This window comes from Enterococcus sp. 9E7_DIV0242 (assembly GCF_002140975.2).
In the GTDB taxonomy this organism is placed as follows: domain Bacteria; phylum Bacillota; class Bacilli; order Lactobacillales; family Enterococcaceae; genus Enterococcus_L; species Enterococcus_L clewellii.
The window spans coordinates 3,129,223-3,153,612 of sequence record NZ_CP147247.1 but is presented as its reverse complement, the minus strand read 5'-3'; the positions used below and the strand labels follow the sequence as shown (position 1 = coordinate 3,153,612).

At 39.8% G+C, this 24,390-nt stretch carries 19 protein-coding genes; 6 read left to right on the top strand and 13 right to left on the bottom strand.

The genetic code is table 11. The features are described 5' to 3' along the window. Window positions 1-7: 7 nt before the first annotated feature. The 4 genes from A5888_RS14990 to A5888_RS14975 all read left to right on the top strand — a co-directional run bounded on the left by A5888_RS14990 (window position 8) and on the right by A5888_RS14975 (window position 4,434). Window positions 8-1,468, top strand: a complete 1,461-nt coding sequence (locus tag A5888_RS14990) for a helix-turn-helix domain-containing protein (RefSeq protein ID WP_086348829.1) — start codon at window positions 8-10, stop codon at window positions 1,466-1,468. Window positions 1,469-1,651: 183 nt separating this feature from the next. Next, the gene (locus tag A5888_RS14985; RefSeq protein ID WP_086348828.1) at window positions 1,652-2,593 is read left to right on the top strand and encodes an immunoglobulin-like domain-containing protein; all 942 of its coding nucleotides are present in this window, start codon (window positions 1,652-1,654) and stop codon (window positions 2,591-2,593) included. Window positions 2,594-3,152: 559 nt separating this feature from the next. After that, entirely contained in the window at window positions 3,153-4,055 is a 903-nt protein-coding gene (locus tag A5888_RS14980; RefSeq protein WP_086348827.1) for a helix-turn-helix transcriptional regulator, read from the top strand. A gap of 79 nt (window positions 4,056-4,134) precedes the next feature. Next, window positions 4,135-4,434: a hypothetical protein gene (locus A5888_RS14975; RefSeq protein WP_086348826.1), complete on the top strand. Its 300-nt coding sequence runs from the start codon at window positions 4,135-4,137 to the stop codon at window positions 4,432-4,434. Between the two features lie 271 nt (window positions 4,435-4,705). Here A5888_RS14975 and A5888_RS14970 read toward each other — a convergent pair whose 3' ends face one another. From A5888_RS14970 to A5888_RS14955, 4 genes are all read right to left on the bottom strand, one after another. After that, entirely contained in the window at window positions 4,706-5,386 is a 681-nt protein-coding gene (locus A5888_RS14970) for a GntR family transcriptional regulator (protein ID WP_086348825.1), read from the bottom strand. A 440-nt stretch (window positions 5,387-5,826) separates the two neighbouring features. Next, window positions 5,827-6,510 (bottom strand): hypothetical protein, encoded by a 684-nt coding sequence (locus A5888_RS14965; RefSeq protein WP_139843844.1) that lies wholly within the window; start codon window positions 6,508-6,510, stop codon window positions 5,827-5,829. After that, on the bottom strand, window positions 6,485-8,614 hold the full coding sequence (locus A5888_RS14960; RefSeq protein WP_086348823.1) for a hydantoinase/oxoprolinase family protein: 2,130 nt from the start codon (window positions 8,612-8,614) through the stop codon (window positions 6,485-6,487). Before A5888_RS14960 ends, A5888_RS14965 begins: the two co-directional genes overlap by 26 nt. Window positions 8,615-8,644: 30 nt before the next feature. After that, a complete protein-coding gene (locus A5888_RS14955; RefSeq protein WP_086348822.1) occupies window positions 8,645-9,988 on the bottom strand; it encodes a citrate transporter in 1,344 nt (447 codons plus the stop codon). 647 nt (window positions 9,989-10,635) lie between these two features. Between A5888_RS14955 and A5888_RS14950 the strand changes: the two genes are divergently transcribed. Next, window positions 10,636-11,313 (top strand): GntR family transcriptional regulator, encoded by a 678-nt coding sequence (locus A5888_RS14950; protein ID WP_086348821.1) that lies wholly within the window; start codon window positions 10,636-10,638, stop codon window positions 11,311-11,313. A 243-nt stretch (window positions 11,314-11,556) separates the two neighbouring features. Here A5888_RS14950 and uxaC read toward each other — a convergent pair whose 3' ends face one another. The 3 genes from uxaC to A5888_RS14935 form a co-directional block, all read right to left on the bottom strand. Further along, on the bottom strand, window positions 11,557-12,975 hold the full coding sequence (gene uxaC, locus A5888_RS14945; RefSeq protein ID WP_086348820.1) for a glucuronate isomerase: 1,419 nt from the start codon (window positions 12,973-12,975) through the stop codon (window positions 11,557-11,559). Window positions 12,976-13,036: 61 nt separating this feature from the next. Beyond that, window positions 13,037-14,101, bottom strand: coding sequence for a mannonate dehydratase (uxuA, locus tag A5888_RS14940; protein ID WP_086348819.1), 1,065 nt, complete (start codon window positions 14,099-14,101; stop codon window positions 13,037-13,039). A gap of 37 nt (window positions 14,102-14,138) precedes the next feature. Then, complete coding sequence (locus tag A5888_RS14935; protein WP_086348818.1) at window positions 14,139-15,743, bottom strand: mannitol dehydrogenase family protein; 1,605 nt, start codon at window positions 15,741-15,743, stop codon at window positions 14,139-14,141. 196 nt (window positions 15,744-15,939) lie between these two features. Here A5888_RS14935 and A5888_RS14930 point away from each other — a divergent pair, with 196 nt between their 5' ends. Beyond that, window positions 15,940-16,821 (top strand): AraC family transcriptional regulator, encoded by an 882-nt coding sequence (locus A5888_RS14930; protein ID WP_086348817.1) that lies wholly within the window; start codon window positions 15,940-15,942, stop codon window positions 16,819-16,821. Between the two features lie 283 nt (window positions 16,822-17,104). Here the strand turns inward: A5888_RS14930 and A5888_RS14925 are convergent, their stop codons facing one another. The 6 genes from A5888_RS14925 to ascB all read right to left on the bottom strand — a co-directional run bounded on the left by A5888_RS14925 (window position 17,105) and on the right by ascB (window position 24,390). Further along, on the bottom strand, window positions 17,105-17,875 hold the full coding sequence (locus tag A5888_RS14925; protein ID WP_086348815.1) for an ABC transporter permease: 771 nt from the start codon (window positions 17,873-17,875) through the stop codon (window positions 17,105-17,107). After that, window positions 17,868-18,719 carry an ATP-binding cassette domain-containing protein gene (locus A5888_RS14920; protein WP_086348814.1) on the bottom strand — a complete coding sequence of 284 codons (852 nt, stop codon included), beginning with the start codon at window positions 18,717-18,719 and terminating at the stop codon, window positions 17,868-17,870. Before A5888_RS14920 ends, A5888_RS14925 begins: the two co-directional genes overlap by 8 nt. Before the next feature lie 130 nt (window positions 18,720-18,849). Further along, window positions 18,850-19,482, bottom strand: coding sequence for a TetR/AcrR family transcriptional regulator (locus A5888_RS14915; protein ID WP_086348816.1), 633 nt, complete (start codon window positions 19,480-19,482; stop codon window positions 18,850-18,852). A 302-nt stretch (window positions 19,483-19,784) separates the two neighbouring features. Next, window positions 19,785-22,325 (bottom strand): cation-translocating P-type ATPase, encoded by a 2,541-nt coding sequence (locus tag A5888_RS14910; protein ID WP_339101667.1) that lies wholly within the window; start codon window positions 22,323-22,325, stop codon window positions 19,785-19,787. A gap of 103 nt (window positions 22,326-22,428) precedes the next feature. Further along, a complete protein-coding gene (locus tag A5888_RS14905; protein WP_086348812.1) occupies window positions 22,429-22,788 on the bottom strand; it encodes a hypothetical protein in 360 nt (119 codons plus the stop codon). Window positions 22,789-22,959: 171 nt separating this feature from the next. Beyond that, window positions 22,960-24,390, bottom strand: a complete 1,431-nt coding sequence (gene ascB, locus A5888_RS14900) for a 6-phospho-beta-glucosidase (RefSeq protein ID WP_086348811.1) — start codon at window positions 24,388-24,390, stop codon at window positions 22,960-22,962.

The following is a 24,390-nucleotide window of genomic DNA, read 5'->3' as shown; positions in this document are numbered from 1 at the left end:
TAGTACGGTGATTGAATCATTTATTGAAAAGGATATACTTCGACAAGTCAAATTGGTCGAATACCTTTATGAGTTGGAAAAACTGACCTTGCGAGAGGTTGCCAAGCGGTTACAAGTAACGACGAATACAGTGAAACGAGACTTTGCCAAAGTCCTCTTAGTTTTAGAGACGCAAATCGAGTGGTCAGAAATCACCAGTACAACGATTGCCCTTATTTTCAACAGCTCCTTTACACGATATGATTTAATAAAAAAAATCTACCAAGATTCGTATTTTTTAAAAACATGTGCCTATTATCTGCTGGGTGAATCCGACTACTTAACCCTTGTAGAAGCAGAATTTATTTCGGTCGCCAAAGCTTTTACAATAAGAAAGCAAGTAGAAACCTATTTTAAAGCAGCAGGAATTATGGACGAAAACAGTGAATTTATTCCTAATGAAATCCGTTATCGGTTAGTCGTTATTTCTGTCTGGATGCGTTGTGACATCCTTGATAAGCTACTTGTTCCAAACGAGTATAAAACCGCTACTGTTTTTGTAGATCAAGTGCTATTTAAGTTCGCGAACGGGTATGAAAAGAATAAAAGAGAATATCAATTTTTACTACTCAATACCTATTTATCGATCCGTCGATCTAAAGATTTTTCTTTGACCTATGGGGAAGAAGCAATGACCTATTTGAAAAATATGCCGACCTTTCACCAACTGATGGATGTCAATAAACTGGTTTTGACAAAAGAAAAATTGCCGGAAACAGAAATTCAGTATTTGGCGTCGATTTATAAAACGATCCCACTAAACACAAGCAATTACCTAATTGTGGAAATGAACTATCAAAGAGAAAGAGAATTGATGATTGAAAAAAATGGTATGATTCGACAGTTGATTCAACATTTTGAAAATGAGTTTGGGGTCGATTTATTCAATCATATTTTATTTGAAAAGCCATTTATGAATTTTATCTATTCCTTATGGCAGGATACTCAAGCTTTTTCTGCTGAAAAGCATTTTTACCTAAGCAATCAGCAATTACGATTAACAGAAAGAATCAAACATGTCTTAGAGGCTTGGCAGAAGCAATTCGATTTAGAAGCAGAAGTCACTTTCAATCAGACCGCACTTGAAAAATTTTGCTCTCAAGTAACAGCGAGCTTGCTACAAAAAAGAAGCCCTAAATTTGTTTTCTTCTTTATTGCGGAAGATGAACTATCCCATACAATTTACCGAGAAAATTTAAAACGCTGGTTGAATTTGGACTATAATATTATGGATAGTACGATGTATTATTCCTTAGACGAGCTACCGATTTATGTCGAAGAATGGCCGAGCATCATTATTTGCGAACGTTCCCTGAAACACGATACTACAATTCCTGATTCAATCACCTTTTTCCCTATCTCGCGGAATTCGATTTTAGAGGATACTAAAAATATATTAGCCTATGTTTATAACTGGAAAACTGAATAAATCGCTCAATAGAAAACAGCTATACCCTACAAAGTCGTTTCGGCATTTAGGGTCTTGCTGTTTTCTATATTTTTTCATTTTTTCTGAAAACGCATGAAATAACAAAGAAAATTTTACAGAAAAAGCATTGTATACTACTTTCGAAAAATAAATAAATACATTTTATTAAAGGGAGTGTTTACGATGAATACGCTAAAAAAAACGATACTTTTTTCTGTTGGTTTGTTGTCCTCACTGACTTTTTTAGGATTTATAACCCAAGATGACCATTCCAGTGCAGCAGTAAAAGATACAATTCCCCCTAAAATCGAGCATGTTGCAGACTGCACCTTGACACTGAAAGAAGCAAAAGATTTTGATCCCTTAGAAAAGGTTCAAGCTTTTGATAACATAGATGGGAATCTGACAGAAAAAATAACACTGAACAGTAATTTAAAGAAAGATACGGCTGGAAAATATGAATTGATTTACTCTGTCACAGACAGCAGCGGTAACAAAACGTCTAAAACAAGAACAGTCACTATTGCTCCAGACAAAGAAACCACCTCAAGCGTAGCGCCTACTGTCGTTGAGCCAGAACCTGTTGAAACAGAAGTTCCAGTCACTGAAGAGATTCAAGACACAGTCGAATACGCAGAACCAACATTGGACAGTACACCTGTAGAAAGTGAACCTGTATTGGTTGAAGAAGCACCTTTGACCATTCCACAACCAGAACCTGAACCAGTCGTTCCACAACAAAATGCTACGATCAGCTTCTTAGGAGTAACGATTCCTTTTATCAATTATAATGGTGCCAGTGCTGCACCTGCTAGCGGTGCTGGAACTTGGACAGGTACAGGGGCGGTCAATGATGGCGCACCTACCCACTTTATCGGACATAATCCAGGCGACTTCGCAGCAGTAATGAACATCACAGTGGGGACACCGATTACCGTAGTCGATGGACAAGGGAATACTCGTACCTATTCCGTCTATGAAGTGATCGATGTCTACGATGATGGCATCAATGCCCATGACCCTAACGACAATACTTGGTCAAGAGTTATTGAAGCGGGCGGAGAACGCATTTCGCTTCAAACCTGTATTACCGATACAATGAACCGAATCGTTTTAGCAAGCTAAACATTGTTCTTTAGATCAAGAAATGAACGGAGAACAGAAGTAACTTCTGTCCCAAACTCTAATCTCAGTTCACATATCTAGATAATCACTATTTACCCCAAATATTTATAGAAAGAAACTAGTATGTTGACATTCAACTGCATCTCTTCCCCAATCAACATAGCAGTGACATACTTTAATAATTTTATAGACGGAGTGAGACAATCGTATACTATCCTCCTTAAATCCAGATAAACAGCGGAACAATTTCCGTGTACTTCGAGAACTGCAACAAAAGAAACTCGTGGGCGTAAATTGTTGCATGAACAAGAAAAAGAGAACGGCCGAGCTACAAAGCTTAGTTGTTCTCTTTTCTTGGTTCTGCGCCAGCACCCTTTTGTGCCCCAAAAAGAGGAATCTACGATTGAAAGGAACCAAAATCATACATAGCTTCTAATCTTACCGTTGATCTCCCTTCTCGTTTTCTACTTCCAACGAATACCTTTATGCGATATCTAGCTATCCTGTGATTGTGATATAGTATATTTAAAGAATAAAAAAGTGATGACAGGTGATGAACATGCAGATAAACAGGCTATTTGAAATAGTTTATATCCTCTTGGACAAGAAAAGTGTGACTGCCAAAGAATTGACTGAACACTTCGGTGTTTCAAGACGAACCATTTGCCGTGATATAGATGCCTTAAGCTCAGCAGGGATTCCTGTCTATACGAAAAGAGGAAAGGGCGGTGGTATCAGTCTTTTACCTAATTTTATCTTGAATAAATCGCTGCTGAACGAAAGGGAACAAACAGAGATTTTATCTGCACTCTATGGGTTATCCAGTATTAAAACAAACGATACTGACCAAGTGTTGCAAAAATTGTCCACACGATTCAACAAAACTATGACCAACTGGATGGATGTAGATTTTTCGGACTGGAGTCATGAAAATGATTTTTTTAATGACTTCAAGACCGCTATATTAGAACGACGGATCATTGAATTTGATTACTACAATCAAGCAGGCGATAAATCCTTTCGCCGTGTGGAACCTATACAGGTTTGGTTCAAATCCAAGGCCTGGTACCTAAAAGGCTTTTCCTTAGCTAAACAGGACATGAGAACATTCAAAATAGCACGAATCAAGAACCTTGTTGTAACGAATGAAAGCTTTGCGGAACGCGAGCCACTGCCCATATTGACAAAACCTGAAATATGCACCCCCGAGGAACCAAATGTCGTTAACATCAAGCTTCGTGTGGAACCGGAAAGAGCCTTCCGAGTATTTGATGACTTTCATGAGAGTATGATAGAAAAACAATCAGATGGCAGCTTTATCGTGACCGTCTCTTGGCCGGAGAACAATTGGCTATATGGGTTCATTTTATCGTTTGGAAAATACGCTGAAGTGCTAGAGCCGGAACATATTCGAAATATCATAAAAAATGAAGCACAAACTATTTCAAAAAAATATTTATAATGCGACACACTGTTGTCACATTATGATTGCTATACTCAAATTACAAAGAAAAATAAATTATAGAAAAGGAGATTGTACAATGTCTAAGGCTATTTGGTTTATCACGTATAAGCTTAAAGAAAATGTGTCGATAGAAGAATTTTTACTTGCTTCCAAAAGATGCAATGATGAGGTATTGTCAAAACAAAAAGGATTTATTTCATGGAAAGTGCTTCGTGACGGTGATAATTGGGTCGATTTAGTGGAATGGGAAACGGCCGAAGATGCAAAAAATGGGGAAACGGCCGGCGGAAAGAACCCCGCTGCTCGTGAGTTCTATTCTTTTATAGATATGAAGACCTGTAAACTTCAGCCATTTTCAGTTGAAGAGAGCTACTAATAGTTCTTTTCGAGCTATCTTATTTCAATTAGTTATCTCTCATAATACAAAAACAAAATAAAGGCTCGCCATTTCTTTTCCTAAAAAAGAATGGTGGGCCTTTTTCGATTAGTTAATGCGTTTTGATGGACCTTATTGCCATAAAGCCTCGCTTATGCACCACATAAGCTGTGGTTTCTTTCTAGCATTCCCCCAGCTTTACTCGAAGAATCTCGGCAATACCTCATACCAGGTCATTACCCTTAGTTCAATCAAAAAAGAGCGAACTCTTTTAATCAAAAAAAGAATCCGCTGTAAAGTAATCTGAAAATTTCTGAAGAACCAACGATTTCTCTTCTATTGTCAGGTGTAAATGCATAGTGGTCAAGAAGGAGACCTCCGACAAATTGCGACTGGTCAGTGCGTTGAATAGGTCATCATAATCTTCAGTAATTTTCCGCCATTTTAGCTTAGGAACCTGCAGACGCAACCAGCGATAACGTTCAAAATGGGTGTTGCTGGCATCTAGCCAATGCCAGATTTCTGCTCTCCCGGCTATTTCATAGCACGTTTTATAAAACGCATTGTCCATCTCAAAATATTTTTTCATGTTGCCCATCTGCAAAGCTCGATTCAATTCAGCCAGAATGATCTCCAACTGTTTCTCTCCCATAGCGGTTAGTTTGACCCCACATTCCTGCATAACTTCCTTTTCAATTGTTTCCCGAGCAAATAGCGCATTGGCAGCGGAGCACATATCGACCAATGAAACATACGTACCGCTTTGCGGAATCGTGTACACCAGTTTTTCATTTCTCAGTTGGATGAGCGCTTCTCGAATCGGTGTTCGGCCGATGCCTGTCTGTTTTTCCAGTTCTTTCTCTGAAATTTTGACTCCCGGCTCTAGTTCACAAAAAATGATTTGTCGCCGGATTTGTTGAAAGCTTTGCGATTTGAGATTCTCTGTTGACATATTCATTTCACCTCTTTTCCTTCACTGTCTCTGTGACTAAATCAATACCTCAATAATAGCATATTTTAAAGTCAGAATTAAGAAAAGCTCGTTTCGTGTTCGAGAAATTCGTTCCCTCTTTTTTAAAAGACGCATTTCGTTCGAACGGTTTTTCTCACTTTAAGCCCATCTACTGTTATATTTCTAAGTATAACTGGTATACCAATGCTTCTTCTCACGAATGAGTGTTTCATTTGGTTCCTGTTAAATTTGAACAACCAGTTAAAATTTTGCTTAGAGTTTGTCCTATTTGATTTCCATCCTCCAATAGTTTATGGTTCCTCCACAGTAAAAAAGCCTGCTAAAATAATATTCAACAGACTTTCTTTGATTGCGATAAAACGGTCTATCCTTTACGTTTATACTCAAGCTAGGGGCACAGGTTCAATGATTAGATACGCTTAGTTATTTTTGAACTCACGCTGCGAATTCAGTTCGACGATTTCTTCGTACATCTGTATTGCTTGTTGTTCATCATACGCATAAACCAACAAGATATCCAGCAGAAATGGCGGAAAATCCACACCATTCAATTCTTTACTGAAACACATTGCAGCGATTTCACTTGTCGTTCGAATAGCAGAGCGATACTTATAAGAAAGAAATGTCCATAAAACGATTTGCTTCTTTTGTGTATAAATGTTTGGATCATGGCTTTCAATATGATGGAAAAGCTCATGAGCCAAAATCAGTTCCGTAATGCAACGACGGATTTCCTTTGGGATTTCTGTCTGAGCCTGTATCTTTTGAATAGAATCCTGCATCAATGTAACCTCACCAGGGCTTTGATAAAGAGCCAATAGAACCCTGCTACCAATTTGCTCTTCTTTCTGATAGACCAACTGCACTTGCTCATTGATAAAAATTTCCTCAAGAGAAATCAGCCCATATTTCTTTCGAAGCTTGACCGCTGTCTGCCGCCCACATGCGATAGAGTCTACAATCATTTCCAGTTGTTCCGCTTCCGAAAGCTTGTGATACAAAATATCCCGTTGAAACAGCAACTTCCCCCAAACCGTTTCAGGAATCTCCCGCAATATTTCTATCATTTCTGATAATTTAGGTTTGCTTGATATTGGCGGCAACAACGATCACCTCTTCATCCGGATCAAGAGTGCCAACTTCTAAATCAGTTAGAAGCTGCAACTGGTCAAAGTCCGTCGCGGAAAAGTCGATGACTCTAGCGCCCACACACATGTAGAAATCCGGTCTGGCAATCAATTCTGTCTGATACACCGCCATACTATCCCAAAGACCGGCCATCGCCTCCAGATACTCCCCGGCCCGAACAACAGAAGACATTCCCCGACCTCGTTGAACTTTGATGAAACCTTTTTTATCAACGATCCGAACTGCTCCGGACGTATTTTGGCAGCCCTTCTCGCCAATAACATAAAAATACTTATTTTTCGCCAGCAGCTCTACTTGATCAAGCGCAAGACGCATATCCTCTGCCGCTAGTTCAAGCGCTTCTTCCGCTGTTGCTTCTTTGGTCAAATCCGTCGCCTTAACTTCCGTTGAGCCAGTAGCGATCGCCGTAACCTTGGACGTCTGCGGATCGATCTCTATGTGGATTTCTACTGATTCAGGTGTAGCCCCAGATTCTACGGCTTTATTCATTGCTTCATTTTTAATGGAACGAATGTCTTCTGTGCTTGGGGAGGGAATGATCCGTTCTACTACATCTCGAACCATTGCCAGTGCAACGCCGATAGAAGAAATAACTTCGGCATTTTCCGGAATCGAATACTTTACGCCCATTTTTTCTGAAAAGTAGATAATCAGCGATGCAGCACCGCCACCAACTCCTACCAAAGAGATCTGGTCTTTTTCCAGCTTGTATTTTTCAGCCAATTCTAGAATGACCGGTTCAATTTTTGCATAAGCCCGCTCCATAATCTGCTTAGCAATCTCCTCTGCCGTTGTTCCGCAATAATCACCTAATGCCTGTAACGCTTTGCGGGCAGATTCAACATTTCCATAAGAGAAATGTTCTTCTTGGACTAATCCAAGAACATTCGCCGCACATGAGTTGGTAATTGTCACTTCACTACCATCTTCCATGATGACCTTCACATAATCTGCCGGATCGCCTTCTTTCGGTGAGAAGAATTCCACTCGAGGGCTCTTCATTTTTTCTTCATCCGTAAAGACTGCATAGTCCAATCCAGCAATATGGGCAGAACGAGGACCTACGTCAATTACACCGCTTTTGTCTGCACGAACCATCGAGCCACCAGCACACCCTAAAACACGCACATCCAAAGAAGAAATATAGGTAGGATGACCACCAACTATTGAGTAATCGATAGCCGGACGGCCATTTTTGATAACCCCAATATTGGTTGTTGTTCCTCCTACTTCAAAATACACACCATTGGATGCTCGTAAATACATCAGGGAACCCATGACAGAAGCCGCTGGTCCGGAAAGCATCGTCAACACAGGTCGCTTCTTCATTTCGGTAATTTCCATTACACCACCATCGCCCCGCATGATCATCAGCGGAACATTGACTCCTGCTTCTCTAACCGAACCTTCTGTAGAGGTTGCTGTGTCCAGCATCTTAGGTAGGATCGATGCATTGATTGCTGCGGTCCTTGTTCGCCGAGTCAGACCATAAAGCTTGGTAATGTCCGAAGCCATCGTAGTCGGAATCTTTTTTTCTTCCGCTGCTTCGTGAACGATTTTTTCCGGCTCCCCATTGTCTACGCCAAAAGCCATTGAAGAAACCAGCACCTTAGCACCATCGCTTTCCAACTGCAGAATCGTCTCCTCCACTTTAGGAACGCTCAATTGTTTCAAAGGAATATAAGAGTTTACGATCTTTATTTTTTTGTTATTACCTAGATCAATATCGTCCAGCTTCGTTTGTCGTTTTGCCAGAAAACCTTCCAGACCTCCTTTAGACATACCGATCACCCCTACTTTGGCTACATCGCCTTCGATCAAAGCATTGGTCGCCTGAGTGGTGGAATGAGCAACGAAAACGACATCATCCGGACTGATATTATTTTCAGTTAAGCAATTTTGAAACGATTGGACAACACCTTTTGCAACCCCACGTTGGTCATCATGGGTTGTCTTTACAGATGACTTTCCAATGATCTCATGGGTTGCATTGTCGATTGCAACTGCTTTTGTGTGGGTACCGCCAACGTCGATGCCCATTCTTACTGAACGTGTCATACAAAAATCCCCTTTGTTTTCTTTTTTGGTTTAAACGAAGCTTCCATAAAGTATATAGACAATTGCACACATAATGATTCCGATAATCCACCCTGCAGGAATTGATTTTTTCATAAAATCTCCTGAAGAAACTTTTGTATAACCAAATCCCCACGCTACCCAAGATTGGGTAATATCCAAATGCTGTGGTGCAACTGTAGTAATCGCAAACAAAGGATACAGGAATGCAACAGGCATCGTTGGATTCGCAGCCAAAACAACGGCCAGAATCGCTGATCCGGAACCAACCAAATTCATCGGACCACGGAAAAATCCAAGTGGCGTTAAAAGACCAAATGCCAGCGCCAGCACTATAGCAGAAGTCGGAATCAGATTTCCAATGATTGCTGTAAAGTACGGTGCAGCAAAAGTTGCCGCATTATTGAACATTGCTAATGAAAGTAAGAACCCAACCATTGGTGCTACGTCAATAGCACCATCCGTGAACAATTTTGCAAATTTACGACAGATTTCTGAATAACCGCCTCGCAGCTGACCAGTCGTCAGCATTGCATAAATTGCTGAAAGAATAAACCCTAGAATGATCGGCAGTTGGAGTGCAACTACGCCGACAACCGGCAAAACTACTGCCAGCCATGAAATAGCTGGTGCATCTTCTTTTGCTTCATTACTGTTTTGTGCAGCCCAGGAATAGGCTTTTTTCTTGTTCATTGAAAGATTAGCAATCACCAATACAACGACTAGAGATACGACCATTCCAATGATTCCGATTTGGAAATAATCATTATAGGTGTAGCTAGCAGCGGCTTCATTGAAACCCGCATAAATCGTTTGGTACTGTTGAAAATTGACAATGTTAGCGAAAATCCCCGCCATGATCGATCCCATAAAGCTGAACATTGCTACCGGTGCAGGAATACCCAGAGAAAGCATGATCGGTAAAACGATCACCGCGATGGAGATAACCGGACCAATGCCAGTCATTGTCATAAAAATAATTGCCGTAACAACACATAAAAGCCCCATCGTTATTCTTGGTTTATCCCCACCTAGCTCTACTACTTTCCGAATCAACGTAGCTGCAATACCAGTTTCCACTAATACCCGTCCGAAGAACGCTCCGAAGAATACATTGACTAAAATCGATTTCGCATATTCTGCCGGACCCGTCGCAAAGACATAGGTCAAGATGTCTACCAACTGCATCCCCTCCATTGCGGGATTCGGTGAAATAGAATTTCCTATAATACCTAAGGCTGTCCACAATGTTGCCATAATAATAAAGCCAATCATCAGATTGAATCCCTTAACACAATACCAGACCATAAAAAAGAATGAAGCAATCAACAAAAAGCCAATAATAATTTCACTCATGATTTTTCCTCCCAGAATATAATGATGATACCTCTTCTAGTTTTCACCTCCTAGAAACAGAAGAATGCCTCTTTTTTGATATACTAATATACTAGTTTCGTCAATTATAGCGCTTACAATCATAACTTTCAACCTATTTTTTTGTTTTTAATGAAAAAATTTATACCCCCTCTACAAATCAACATTCTTAAATAACCCAATATAATTAAGGTTTTCATTCCCTTTTATTTATTTCCAAATGAGAAATAATTCCCATAAAATCGAAAAAACTAATTAAGAAATCTTACATATCAGTTGGACCAAAACCACCTGGTTTTCTACTAAAAAAATAGACAAGTAACTTTTTAATTCAGAAGAAAAGGTAGAATTAGATTCTTTTAAACAATTTTTTATCTACTACATTCTGTTTTTTGTTCTTCATATTCTTTTAAAATTACCGATTTCATTGCTAATAAAGCATATTCAATGATATATTAGTACTGTTATTTTGATATACCAGTTTATGCATAAAAAAATGAAATGCTCAGATACTTGTTTTATCAACTTTTCAATAAAACATGCTTTTGATTTTTTGGGTTTCATCGGATAAAATAAAGAATTGATATAGCACTTTTCATTATTAACCAATCAAAGGGGGATTCAGTAAGATGAGCAGTAATTTACAGCAACAAGCTTTTCAGGCCATTCGAAAACAGATCATCTATGCTGAAATCGAGCCCGGAAGTAAGATATCTGAAAAAGCCTTGGAGGATGCTCTTCATATTGGACGAACGCCTATTCGTGAAGCGCTGATCCAATTAAGGAATCAAGAGCTAGTCTATACCGTTCCGCAATCAGGGACCTACGTCTCAAAAATAGACATCGAAACAGCTTCCCATGCTTCTTTCAGTCGAAAGTTATTAGAAAAAGCCGTATTGGTAGAATGTAGTGCTCGTATGACAGAAAAAGCGGGGCAGGTTTTAGAGAATGTCATCGAGGACACACGGATTGCTGCTGAAAATAGGGACTTACGAAAATTCTTTCATTTAGATAATGTCTTTCATAAAACTTGCTTTGATATTGCCGGAAAAGCAGAAGTTTGGGAGTGGTTGGAAAGCTTCTCTACACATCTGGATCGTTTTCGCTGGTTGCGTTTGAACGTCAGCGAGCTTCGTTGGGAGCGGATTATCGAAGAGCATGAGCAGCTGCTACAGGCAATCATGAAACAGAAGCTGAATGAGGTCAGCTTTCTGAGCTCAATGCATCTCCATATGATCATCGAAGAGCAGGATAAAATTATTCAGACGTTTCCTGATTTTTTCACTCAAGGTTCTAAAATCCAGTGAATAAGCACAGTATGTGACAATAGCCAAATGAACATTTGGTCACACGCTAAACACGACCAAACAGTGGTTCTTTTTCGTATACTTCAAAGATTTCGTAACAATAGAACTGCAAAAGCCGAATTGCTTTCCGATTTCATTTAAGCAATAGGTTGGAACAGAAATGTTTATGCAGGTTTCTGCATAGATAGAGCGTAGGACTTAAGTTACATCCTACGCTCGTCGTTACTATTCCACCTATTTATGCTACTCGTCGAAAAATCCAAAATAGTTTTTTGCATTGTTGTAGCAAATATCTTCAATGATCTGTCCGAGATAAGCCTCATCTTCTGGTAAACGGCCCTGTTCCACCCATTCTCCCACCAACTGACAAAGAACTCTTCTGAAGTACTCATGCCTTGGATAGCTTAAAAAGCTGCGGGAATCTGTCAGCATTCCCGTAAAGTTCGCCAGCAAGCTTTGCTGCGCTACTGTTGTCAATTGTTCCCGCATTCCTTCACACGTATCATTGAACCACCACGCGCACCCCAACTGGATGCGCTGCTGCATACCGCCTCCTTGAAAGCTTTGTGCGGCAGTAATCAGCGGTAGCCAGTCATTGGGATTTAGGGAATACAAAATCAACTTAGGCACACCGCTTCCTTCTTCCGCAACTGCCAGCAGTTTGACCACATTCGCTGTTAAAGCCGGCTGATCGCCCATTGAGTCTCCGCCAACATTTGCACCAATTTCAGCTTTTAGTCTTCTTGAGTCATCACGAAAGGCGTTCAAATGCATCTGCATCGTCCAACCTTGTTCCAGATAGACTCGCATCAAGTGAAGCTGAATTGCTGTAATAAATTGATTTTTTTCCAACTGAGAAAATGCACAAAAACCTTGTTGTGCTTTCTGTAGGATATCATCTAACTCCTCAGTGGTGGCCGCTTCATAAACAAAATGATTCAACCCATGATCCGCTAACCTACAACCTGCTTGCGCAAAATAATCGATGCGCTCCGTCAAAAGTCGCTTCAACGAATCAAAATCATGCAATCGGCTCCCCGTCAGCTGTTCCAACTTTTTAAGATACTCCTGATAGTCCACCTGATCGATCGACCAAATCTTGTCCGGTCGAAACGTCGGTAAGACTTTAAAATCAGTGACTTCACTCGCTAATTTACGATGATATTCTAAGGAATCAGCTGGATCATCTGTCGTACAGATTGCTTTTACCTTCATCAGCCTGATCAGTTCCTGAGGACGATAGTCGTTCGTTCGAATTTTTTTATTTGCCAACGCCCAAATCATAGGTGCATTTTCCTGATTAATAGTCAGCTCAATATCAAAATAGCGACGCAACTCTAAATGAGACCATTCGTAAATCGGGTTACCAATCGCTTTTTCCATCGTTCCTACAAAAGCAAGATACTTCTGATAATCATCACCCTTACCACTGACCAGCTCTTCCACAACGCCATTGGTTCGCATCAATCGCCATTTGTAGTGGTCTCCTACACCTTGATCATTCAGCCATAGCTGAGTCAAATTCTCATACTGCTTGTTCTCATAGATTGTTTGTGCTTCGAGATGGCAGTGATAATCAACGATTGGCTGTTGCTTCGCATAGGTATGAAATAGTTTTTGCCCCCATTTTCCGGGAACCAAGAAATTTTTGTCTAAAAACATCTCTAGTCTTGCTCCTCTCAACTTGCTATGTTCTTCTCTTCATTCCCTATCCTGTTCCTATTCACTCTTTCTCTAGCGCCTCCCATAATCCAAGCAAGTAGGAAGCACCGATTGCTCGATCATACAGCCCATAGCCGGGACGCCCAGTTTCACCCCAAATCATCCGTCCATGATCCGGACGAATGTACCCGTCAAACCCATTATCATGCATCGCCTTCAATACTTTATGCATATCAAGAGAACCCTCGGAAGATAGATGTGGCGACTCGTAAAAATCCTTATCTTTGATATATTTGATGTTGCGGATATGAGCAAAAGGAATCCGACCTCGCTTCGTGAATTCTGCCAAAATATCATAGACATTATTTTCTGGGTCCTCTGCAATACTTCCTGTACACAGCGTGATTCCGTTAGAAGGGCTGTCTGCCACCGTACAGATCCAATCTAAATCATCTCGATTCTTAACGATTCTCGGCAAATTAAAAATGGAATACGGAGGATCATCGGGATGGATCGCCATTTTTATCCCCACTTCTTCGCATACTGGAATGATTGCCTTTAAGAAATAAGCCAGATTTTCTCTCAGCTTCTCATCATCGACATCCTTATACGCTTCGAATAATTCCTTTACTTGGGCTAAACGTTCCGGTTCCCAGCCCGGCAGAACATATCCGCTGCTGCTTTCTTCGACCTCTTTCACGATTTCCTGCGGGGCCTTATCGATTCCTGCTCGTTCAAAGCTCATAGTGACCGACCCATCGGGCAGAACATAGTGTAAATCTGTTTTGATCCAGTCAAATATTGGCATGAAATTATAGCAAATCACTTCGATCCCATATTCTGCTAAATTGCGAATCGTCTCCTTATAATTTTCAATATAACGGTCACGACTCGGTAATCCGATTTTGATATCGTCATGAATATTGACACTTTCAATCACTTTTAACGTCAAACCAGCCGCTTCGATTTCCTCTTTCAACGCTTTGATTTGCGCCTTTGGCCAAACCTCGCCAGCTGGGATATCGAACAATGTCCCTACGATCCCCTTCATTCCCGGAATTTGACGCACATGCTCCAACGGGATTTTATCAAACTCTTTACCATACCATCTAAAAGTCATTTCCATTTATTTCCGCCTCCACTTTTCTTTTTTTGTTCATTCTTCAGACATATTTTTCTACTGTTGCTCGAACTGCGCCAGGCCCCTGAAGCATTTCCTTAAAGTATTGCTCCACCTTTTCTCCCAAACCGATTTCATATAAATCACTGCCAAAGATTTGTGTGTTGCGAAGAATCGGCCTAACGGCAGGTCTAACATCTCCGGTAAAACCGATAGTAACTCTGGCTAGCTGTTCCTGTAATTCGTCCAGCAATGGGTCCGGACTTGGTGTAAATGCCTCTCCTCGATCATCCACAGCTAGCAAATAGCGCAACCAGCCTGCAATCGTCAACGGGATATAGTGCAGTTCTTCGACACTCTTATCCGGCAAAGCAACGTATTTCTTGATTGTTTCACCATAGCGAATCCCTATCTTCTGAGAAGTGTCAGCAGCGATACGTTGCGGTGTATCGGGAATCATCGGATTGACCAACCGTGTATGAATCACCTCATCGATGAACTGCTTTGGATCAATAATACCTGGGTCTGCAACGACTGGTAGTCCTTCTCTGTAGCCGATTCCTTCAATCAGCTTAACTAGCGCTTTATCCCTCATTTCTTCTGCAATCGACATTTTACCTAACAAACACCCAAAAATAGCCAGCGCTGTGTGCAATGGATTTAGACAGGCTGTGACTTTCATCGTATCCACCTTGTCGACCGTTTCTCGATCCGTGAGAATCACCCCAGCTTTTTCAAGCGCAGGACGTCCATTAGGAAAGGCATCCTCAATAACAAGGTAATGGGTTGCCTCAGTATTGGCAAACAGGGCAATATTGGTATGCTTAGCTGTTTGGATAAGGTCTACTTCACTGAAACCGATAGCCTCCAGCTTCTCCTTTACTGCTTCTGAAGGGTTCGGAGTTATGCGATCGATCATTGTCCAAGGAAAGCTAACGAGCTGATCATTTGATAGATAATCAATAAATCCTGCTTCCACCCACCCAGCTTGTTGCCAACCTTCGGCGATCGCCAAAACACTCGTTTGGAATTTTTGACCATTTTGAGAAAAATTATCTGTAGAAACCATTGCGATCGGCAGCTTGCCCTGTTTGAATCGTGCATACAGCAAAGCTGTCAAAATACTGACTGTATGTTGAGGGTTCTCCGGACCATTTGCCAGATCCTGCTGAACGATCGGCGCATAGTTTCCAGCACTATCTCGGATGTTATAGCCTTTCTCCGTGATCGTCAGTGTCACAAACTGCACGCTCGGCTGTTGAAAAATCTGTAGGACTTTGGCAAAGCTTTCCGAACGATTCGGGTGGCAATAGTAGCTCGCCGCTGTCGCATTGATAAGATTGACATCCAGATCGCCACTTTCATGCATGATCACTTGAGCAAAATCATTATTATAAGGCTGATAGCAATCATCAACGATCCCTTCATCAAAGGTTTCACAGACGATCACTCCGCTTGTCAGCTCTCCGGCTTCAATCAGATCCTGCGCAATTTTTCCATGAAAGCCCCGATAGAGATTCCCACCTCCAAAGTGGATCCATACAGGTGCTTCCTGTGTGTTTTTGACGAGCTGTTTTTTATCTGCTGTAGGAATATGTACCTCCGGTGACTTGCTTGAGCTATCATAAAAGCTGAATATCTCTTCCATCTGTCTCCTCCTGTTCATTTTTTAACCTCGTTATACTCTCATTATAAGAAAGCCTTTTCAAAAACGAATAGCCAATATTGTTTCAAACATTGCAAAAGTTGCGCTTTGTGTTTATCATACAAATAGAGACTGACTGAAACTATTGGCTATTGGAGCGGTCAAATACGACCTAACCAGTTCCTCAAGGAGGGATTCCATGAAAAAAGATCTTTCTACTGAATTTTCCCACAGACAATATATGGAGGATGAACGATACGAAATTTTCTATTACAACGATACAGACCTTAAGTATGTCTCGCCCCACAAACATAATTACTATGAATGTTATTTCTTCTTAGAAGGAGATATCGAGTACATGGTTGAAGAAGAAAAAATTCTGCTGAAAAGTGGGGATTTCCTCTTGATCCCACCCGGAATCGAACATTGGTCAGTTGCTCGCTCCACTGACCGCCCTTATCGACGAATCGTCTTTTGGCTTAGTAGCCCGCTGATGAAACAACTGGTTCATATCTATCCCGATTTAGACTACTGTTTTCAACTAGCAACGAGGCAGCAATGCTGCCATTTCAGGGAGGATTACATCGTCTCTCAAGAAATTCACTGGAAGCTGCTGGGATTATTGGAAGAAATACATAATCAGCATGCTTTTTCAGAAACGACCCGTCAAATCAAAATAGCGGACTTTTTAAGCTTTATCAATCGGCTTCTTTTTTCGAAAGAAACCAGCCCTACAGAGAAACCTTTGTATTTGCGTATCTGTGATTTTATTGATGTCCATCTATCGGAAAACCTCTCTTTGGATCGCTTGGCCTCTGTCTTTTACGTCAGTAAATACCATATCGCCCATCATTTCAATGATGAAATGGGGCTCAGTGTCCATCAATATATCCTTAAAAAGAGACTGCAAAAAATCAAAGAAGGTCTGCCCTCGAAGATTCCTTTGCTTGAACTTGCTTCTAGCTATGGGTTTTCAGACTATACTAGCTTTTACCGCGCATTTAAAAAGGAGTTTCATGCCTCTCCAGCCGCTTATCGGAAACAAGTGCAATCGATCGATAACTATAAAATACCTGAATAATTAAGCTTTCTAGCCTATTGAATATCTTTTATTCCTCTTATGACATAAAAAATGAGTCCGGAACATAAATAAATTCCCGGACTTTTAGCATGCCTAAATCCGAATAAACGGTGGGTCAGAAGCAACTTCTTCGACAATAAGCCAAAATTCAGCAAAAATTTGTGGAACAATTTTCGTGAATTCCGTCTTATTGCTTGAAGCTAACCGCTTCTGTCCCAACCTCTTCGTGCTTAGAATATATGGTTATTTTAAAGGTGTGCTGGAAAGATTCTTTTATAGTTATCTACGACACCTTGCTTTTATAAAGGTGCAATGAAGTAAAATATGCAGCGATGATAATACCGACACACCAAGTAAAGGCCAACACTAGGTTATTCTCTAAGGGTAAATCCAAAGTTAAAGATCTAATACTATTAATAATCGGTGTCATGGGTTGAATTTTTGCGAGCCAGCGAATACTACTGCTTAACGTATCGACAGGCGCAAAGCCGGAACTTATAAAAGGTAAAATGAAGAGCGGCAACATCAAACTACTGGCACCTTCTACCGACTTCGAAAGCAAGCCGCATAATACCCCAATCAAGGAAACTGTAATATTCACTAAAATGAGAAGTCCTATAACGGCAGCCCAATTGCCAACATTTGCTTGTGGTCTAAAGCCCAGAATAAACGCAGTACCTATGATTATTATCGTTGAGATTGTATTCCTTACAACACCAGCTCCTGTATGCCCTATAAGTACAGCAGATTTTGAAATGGACATTGTACGAAAGCGGTCATTTATCCCTGTTGTCATATCTGCCGCAACATTCATTGCGGAATATTGCGAAGATTGACCAATACTCTGTAGAATAATGCCGGGCACAATAAAATCGATGTAGTTAAAGCCCCCTATATTGGCTATGCTCCCGAACACAGTGCCAAATAACAGCATTAATATGAATGGTACTAGTATTGCTACTAAAATGGTTTCAGGATTTCTCAGAGAGATGAGCAAGCAACGTTTAAACATAATCATTGAATCGAACAATAGATTTCTTTTTGACTTATCCATGAATTTCCTCCTCTGTTTCAGTGATCAGGGCCAAGAAAACATCTTCTAATGAAGGCAGGTTTTGTTCAACATCTCCGCTATCAATACCGTTCTCACTTAAAATTTTTACTGCTTTTAGCGCATGCTCTTCACTATTAAAATGTAGTTTCGTTCCCCGACTAGGCATTATTTCTTTCAAATATTGCGGCGTGCCCTCTACAAGTATCTCCCCTTTATGAAGAATCGCAACAGTATCGGCAAGGTATTCTGCTTCTTCCAGATATTGCGTCGTGAGAAATATGGTCGTTCCTCTTTCAGATAGTTCTTTAACTAAATCCCACATCGCTATACGATTTTGAGGGTCCAGGCCTGTGGTAGGTTCATCAAGGAAAAGGACCTGGGGATTACCTACGAGACTCATTGCTATATCCAATCTGCGGCGCATACCTCCTGAATAGGTCGATACTTTGGCATCAGATGCATCCTCTAAGCTAAAAAGAGATAACCACTCCTCTGTTTTCTTTTTCATGTCTGGCAGATATCTTAGTTGCCCTATCAGATTGAGATTTTCACGCCCGGTCAACACTTCATCAACTGCCGCAAATTGGCCAGTTAAACTGATACTCTCACGTACCTTATCTGCTTGCTTGATGAGATCAAAACCGTTGACCGCAACTTTCCCATCGTCTGGTTTCAACAACGTCGAAAGAATTTTAACAATCGTCGTTTTTCCTGCACCATTAGAGCCTAATAAAGCGTATATCGTTCCACTCAGGACAGTAAAACTGACATCTTTCAATACCTCCTTATTTTTATAGCTTTTCTTTAGTCCTGAGACAAAAATCGCATCATCGAGTTTTGACATGTTGATTCCTCCTTTAATTTATTCGTTCTAAATACTTGTTGTTCAATGGCTTCTTTTTTACATACATACCAAATGAATGTATATAGTGAATAAAAAATTGTCTAGTAAAAGACAATTTAATTGATGCTGTTTAAGAAAAATAAGGCAACGATTTTATTAAGCTTTCCATCTCTTTATCATATAGTGGTACGCCCATTTTCTCTAGTATCTCTGCTACAAATTGATATTTACGCTGAAAATCCTCGGCACTGTCTGTTGGCAAAGACAGAACAAACCACATATCTATAAACGTCAAAAAATCGGCTAATTCCTTTGTGTACTTGGTTTGAATAGAACCATCTTTTTGTCCCTCTTCAATTAATTCCATCCAGAACGGATACAAGATGCGACGGTTTGAATCGATCATTTTTGCTAAGACATGAGGATTTTTCAAAATCGGGATAGCTTGATTCGTTATTTCTACTTGATTTTCATTGGATTGATTCAACTTGATAGCCAATTGCATTTTCTCTAACCCATTCAAGTCAGTACGCTTTTTTACTAGTTCAAAAGGATTATTATCAAAGAACATTTTATCACCCAAAGCATCGATAATTTCCTCTTTCGACTTGAAATGATGATAAACAGCGCCCTTAGTTAGCCCCTCCAACCCATTAACGATATCTTGGATCGTCGTGTTGTCATACCCTTTCTCAAGAAATAGTCGTTCAGATACTTCTAATATCTTATCCACGGTCACTTCCGGATATTTGTTTCTTGCCATCATATCCTCCTACTTACATTCTCTTGGTATGTAAGTATTGTATACTGACATTTATGTTGTGTCAACGCTTCTTTGGTATTGCTTTCATGATAGCTGATAAAAAATCCACCGAAAGCTCGTTTTATCTAAGAGAAAAAACAGAGGGCTGTGACATTAATATGCCTCAGCCCTTTAAAACCGGATAAACGTTGTTCCATCAGCAGCTTCAAGCAACCTCTAGTATAGTAGCAAATTAACCAATTGATCCCAATAGAAAAAATAAAAAATGACACTCATACCAACTGTAGAATAAACGTTTTTACTTAAAACAGGTGAAAATATTTTTTTACCTCAATATACACTAATGGGATGAAAGATAGTCCTAGCACCCACAGCCACTCAGCGAATCCAATACTTACAAAACCAAAAATAGTTTGCGTAACTGGGATGGTAACTAAGAGAATGATCAGCAATGCTCCTATAAAAGTTGTTGCTACTAATAGGGGATTACTTCGGAAACGTATTTTAAAAATGGAGACCTTACTTCGACAATTATACATGTGAATAATTGTCGATAATCCCAGCACTATAAACGTCATTGTCCGTGATAGTTCAACGGACTGCATACGTCCAATCAAAATTGCGGCTAAAGTAACCAGCGTAAAGACAACCGAGATTTCTATTATTTTGTATAGTAAACCATGAGAAAAGATACTCGTATGTTTATGAATAGGAGCCTGTTTCATCACATCTTTATCAACAGGTTCCACGCTCAAGCTCATCCCTGGTATGCCATCAGCAACAACCTTGATGATCAACAATTGAATAGCGGTAACCGGAGCTCCCCAACCGATAATTAAAGAAATCAGCACAATGGTCAGTGCAGAAATATTACAACCCAGCATTGCGTACAATGATTTTCTAATATTACTATAGACACGTCGTCCTTCTTCAATAGCTTGAACAATGGTCGCAAAGTTATCGTCCACCAAAACCATATCTGCTGCTTCTTTTGCTACTTCTGTTCCTCCACCCATAGCAATCCCCACATCTGCTGCTTTAAGAGCTGGTGCATCGTTCACTCCATCACCCGTCATAGCGACAATTTCATCATTTTTTTGGAAAGCTTTTACAATCCTGATTTTATCTTCAGGTGAAGTTCGAGCAAATACTCGATAGTCGTCGATCATATCCACTAAGTCCTGATCACTCAATTGGCTTAATTCCGCACCAGTCATCGCTTTCTTCCCCTCGAAAAGAATCCCTACATCTGCTGCAATTTTTTTGGCTGTTAACAAGTGGTCGCCTGTGATCATGACTGTTTCGATCCCAGCTTGCTTTGCTACAGAAACGGCATGATGGCTTTCTGGTCGAGCAGGATCAATAAGCCCGATAAAACCGGCAAACACCAATTCATTCTCAAGGATCTCCTCTATAAAACGAATCGGTTCAGCATCAAATAATTTATAAGCGACACCTAATACACGATAGGCTTGATTAGCCAGTTCGTCATGCTTTTTTAAATACTCCGGATTTGAGTTGCTCAGAGGTAAACGATCAAATACCCCTTTCGTCACAGAGACATATCGATTCTTGAATCTGTATAAAACGGTCATTCTTTTTCTTTTTGAATCGAAAGGGATTTCACATACTTGTTCAAATTCTGCCGTATATCCTGCCAGCTCTTCCTTTGTAAAAGAAGAATCTATAGCCTTCTTGATTGCTAATTCTGTTGGATTCGCTGTAACAACTGAGTCTTCTTCAATAGCACTTGCAAGATAAAATAAGAATAGCAAATTTTTCTCCTGATCATTTGTCACTCCTAAAACAGTCTCAGATAGGTCGTTTACAGCATTGATTTTTTTGACGGTCATTTTATTTTCTGTGATCGTTCCTGTTTTGTCCGAACAAATGATTGAGACACTACCAACCGTCTCAACCGTCGAAGGAGTTCTAACAATTGTCTTTTTCAGAGCCATATTACTCATACCCACAGCCAAAGAAATAGTTACTACAACTGGCAATACTTCTGGAATGGCCGCAACTGCCATTGAGATTGCCGTCATAATACTCACCTCTAATGACAAACCTTTAACAATACCTATTACAATTGCTAATATTCCCGCTAGAATCGCTATAAACCCGAGTACTTTCCCAAGCTTTTGCATTTTTATTTGTAAGGGCGCGACATGAGGGACTTCGCTAGTTAACATAGCAGAGATTTTACCGATTTCTGTATGGCTTCCTGTTTTTTCGACTTGAGCTTTTGCTTTTCCTGCAACCACCAGGGATCCGGAAAAAACGAACTCTTTTCGATCGCCTAAAGAATCTTCGGGTGTGGAAATATAGTCCGGATTTTTTTCACTTGGCTCACTTTCACCTGTTAGAAATGACTCATCGACAAAAAAATTACTACTCGTTAAAAGCTTGGCATCTGCTGGGATTCTATCTCCTAATTCCAGTTGAATACTATCTCCCGGAACGATTTGAGAGCTTTCAATCTCTTGCAGTTTTCCATTCCTAAAAACTTTGCTTATTGGTATGCTTAATTTTTTTAATTCACTCATCGATTTTTCGGCATTTTTTTGTTGCCGAATCGATAAATAGACATTGAGAACTACTATGGAAAATATGACGATCGGCTCGGTAAAATCATCTGGGTGCGTTTGAACCGCTACATAAATGGACAAAAATGTTGCAACAATTAAAATTAGAACCGTTATATCTTTCATGGATTCTTTCAAATAATCAACAAAGCTTTTCCCAGTGGGATTTTCGATTGTATTGTACCCAAACTTCTCTAATCTTAGCTTAACTTCTTCATTGGTGAGTCCTTGTTCCTTCTCTACTTGTTCGTTTAACATACGCCTACCTCCTAAAACAAAAGAAGCCAGACAAACTAACCACAAAAGCCTACGGTTAGTTTCTCTGACTTCAATAAGTTTGTTCCGGCGAACAAATCTTTTGTCATTTTTTCAATTCCCAGTCATTATTGCACATTTGAATTTCGGGGTCAAGTTTAAAAAATATAGTGCTTTCAATTTTCTTGTTACTTAGGAAAATTTGGATAGGCATTACTGTATTCTTACTGATATTCAGGTCAACCATAAAATAGTCTAGCAAAAGATAGTCCTGTTTTGGAAAAATCAGCAGCGGAATCTGATTTGACCATTCGTCCACCGTTAGCACATAATCCTCAATAGCCGTTTTAATTTTCTTCGTCTCATCTTTATTCGTCAAAATCAAAAGATTTTTTAGTACGTCAAAATACCCAGTACTTAACTGCTTGATTTCCGGAGAATTATTTTCTTTGCACCAGTCGATCATTTTGTTGATTGTATAGCTAGTACCTCATACCCCAAAAATAAAAAGGGAGTTATCTAGTTCTTTATATCAAACATAATTGAAGTAAGTAATTTCCCTTTTCATTTAAAGTTTTGCACCTTAAACTTTCATTACATAATAAAGCCGTTCATTTATACTCTACCTGGTATAACTTTATTCTTTCAAACTTACACCATTGGATTTAATAACCTCTTGATACCAATAAAAAGAATCTTTTTTTAACCGATTTCTCGTTCCTTTTCCTTCATCATCTAAATCTACATAGATGAATCCATAACGTTTTTTCATCTGTCCAGTACCAGCACTAATTAAATCAATACAACCCCAAGGTGTATAGCCCATAACTTCTACGCCATCCTTTAAGGCTTCCTCCACTGCCAAAATGTGTTCTTTTAAATACTCTATTCGATACAGATCATGAATACTTTGGTCTTCTTCCACCTGATCGACAGCTCCCAAACCGTTTTCCACAACAAACAGAGGAAGCTGATAACGATCATAAATAGTATTCATAGTCACGCGCAAGCCAAGTGGATCAATAATCCAGCCCCATTCTGTTTTAGGTAAATATGGGTTACTTAAGCTTGCAAAAATATTCCCATCTGTCGTATCTGCATCTAATTCCTTATTCCCTGTTACCACTTTTGTAGAATAGTAGCTGAAACCAATAAAATCAACTGTATTCTTTAATATCTCGGTATCCTCAGCAGTAATATTCAATGTGATGTTATTCTCTTCAAATACTCGTTTGCTATAAGAGGGGTATTTACCTCGTGCTTGAACATCAATAAAGAAGAAGCCTTCTCTATCCGTCATTTTTGCTTCCCAAATATCCTCAGGATTACACGTATTTGGATAAGCTTCACCCGCAGCTAACATACACCCCACCTGATTATTCGAATTGATTTCATGTGCGACTTTCGTTGCTTTAGCTGAAGCTACCAGTTGGTGGTGCGCTGCTTGATATTGTAATTGTAATGGATTTTCAGCATCATCAATCTTCATACTCCCTCCCATGAAAGGAAGTACCATCATAATATTTATCTCATTAAACGTCATCCAATAGCGGACAACATCCTTATATCTTGTAAATACCGTTTCAGCATATTTTACAAATAAATCAATCAATTTTCGATCAGCCCACCCATTATATTTTTCATATAAGGCCATCGGTGTGTCAAAATGATTCAACGTAACCACTGGTTCAATGTCGTACTTTTTACATTCAGTAAAAACCGCATCATAAAATTGTAAGCCTTCTTCATTCGGTGTCTCTTCTTCTCCTGTAGGAAAAATACGCGGCCAGCTAATAGACATTCGTAAACATTTAAAACCCATTTCAGCAAATAATTTGATATCTTCTTTATAGCGATAGTATCCTTCTACAGCTTTATGACTAGGGTAATAGTGAAATTTTTTCGTTATATCGGGATGATACATCGCATCCATTCTACCATCCTGAATTGTTGGTAAATAATCGATTGGGCCAAGTCCTTTTTTCCCTTCTAAATAACCGCCTTCATATTGGTTGGCAGCAATCGCTCCACCCCATAAAAAGTCTTTTGTAAATACTGATCCCTTCAT

Bases quoted from the DNA above. Each gene is read 5' to 3' on its own strand.
- A5888_RS14970 (WP_086348825.1), bottom strand. From the start codon at position 5,386: ATGTCAACAGAGAATCTCAAATCGCAAAGCTTTCAACAAATCCGGCGA.
- ascB (WP_086348811.1), bottom strand. From the start codon at position 24,390: ATGAAGGGATCAGTATTTACAAAAGACTTTTTATGGGGTGGAGCGATT.
- A5888_RS14955 (WP_086348822.1), bottom strand. From the start codon at position 9,988: ATGAGTGAAATTATTATTGGCTTTTTGTTGATTGCTTCATTCTTTTTT.
- A5888_RS14920 (WP_086348814.1), bottom strand. From the start codon at position 18,719: ATGTCAAAACTCGATGATGCGATTTTTGTCTCAGGACTAAAGAAAAGC.
- A5888_RS14950 (WP_086348821.1), top strand. From the start codon at position 10,636: ATGAGCAGTAATTTACAGCAACAAGCTTTTCAGGCCATTCGAAAACAG.
- uxuA (WP_086348819.1), bottom strand. From the start codon at position 14,101: ATGGAAATGACTTTTAGATGGTATGGTAAAGAGTTTGATAAAATCCCG.
- A5888_RS14960 (WP_086348823.1), bottom strand. From the start codon at position 8,614: ATGACACGTTCAGTAAGAATGGGCATCGACGTTGGCGGTACCCACACA.
- A5888_RS14975 (WP_086348826.1), top strand. From the start codon at position 4,135: ATGTCTAAGGCTATTTGGTTTATCACGTATAAGCTTAAAGAAAATGTG.
- A5888_RS14905 (WP_086348812.1), bottom strand. From the start codon at position 22,788: ATGATCGACTGGTGCAAAGAAAATAATTCTCCGGAAATCAAGCAGTTA.
- uxaC (WP_086348820.1), bottom strand. From the start codon at position 12,975: ATGTTTTTAGACAAAAATTTCTTGGTTCCCGGAAAATGGGGGCAAAAA.
- A5888_RS14985 (WP_086348828.1), top strand. From the start codon at position 1,652: ATGAATACGCTAAAAAAAACGATACTTTTTTCTGTTGGTTTGTTGTCC.
- A5888_RS14915 (WP_086348816.1), bottom strand. From the start codon at position 19,482: ATGGCAAGAAACAAATATCCGGAAGTGACCGTGGATAAGATATTAGAA.
- A5888_RS14910 (WP_339101667.1), bottom strand. From the start codon at position 22,325: ATGTTAAACGAACAAGTAGAGAAGGAACAAGGACTCACCAATGAAGAA.
- A5888_RS14935 (WP_086348818.1), bottom strand. From the start codon at position 15,743: ATGGAAGAGATATTCAGCTTTTATGATAGCTCAAGCAAGTCACCGGAG.
- A5888_RS14925 (WP_086348815.1), bottom strand. From the start codon at position 17,875: ATGGATAAGTCAAAAAGAAATCTATTGTTCGATTCAATGATTATGTTT.
- A5888_RS14980 (WP_086348827.1), top strand. From the start codon at position 3,153: ATGCAGATAAACAGGCTATTTGAAATAGTTTATATCCTCTTGGACAAG.
- A5888_RS14930 (WP_086348817.1), top strand. From the start codon at position 15,940: ATGAAAAAAGATCTTTCTACTGAATTTTCCCACAGACAATATATGGAG.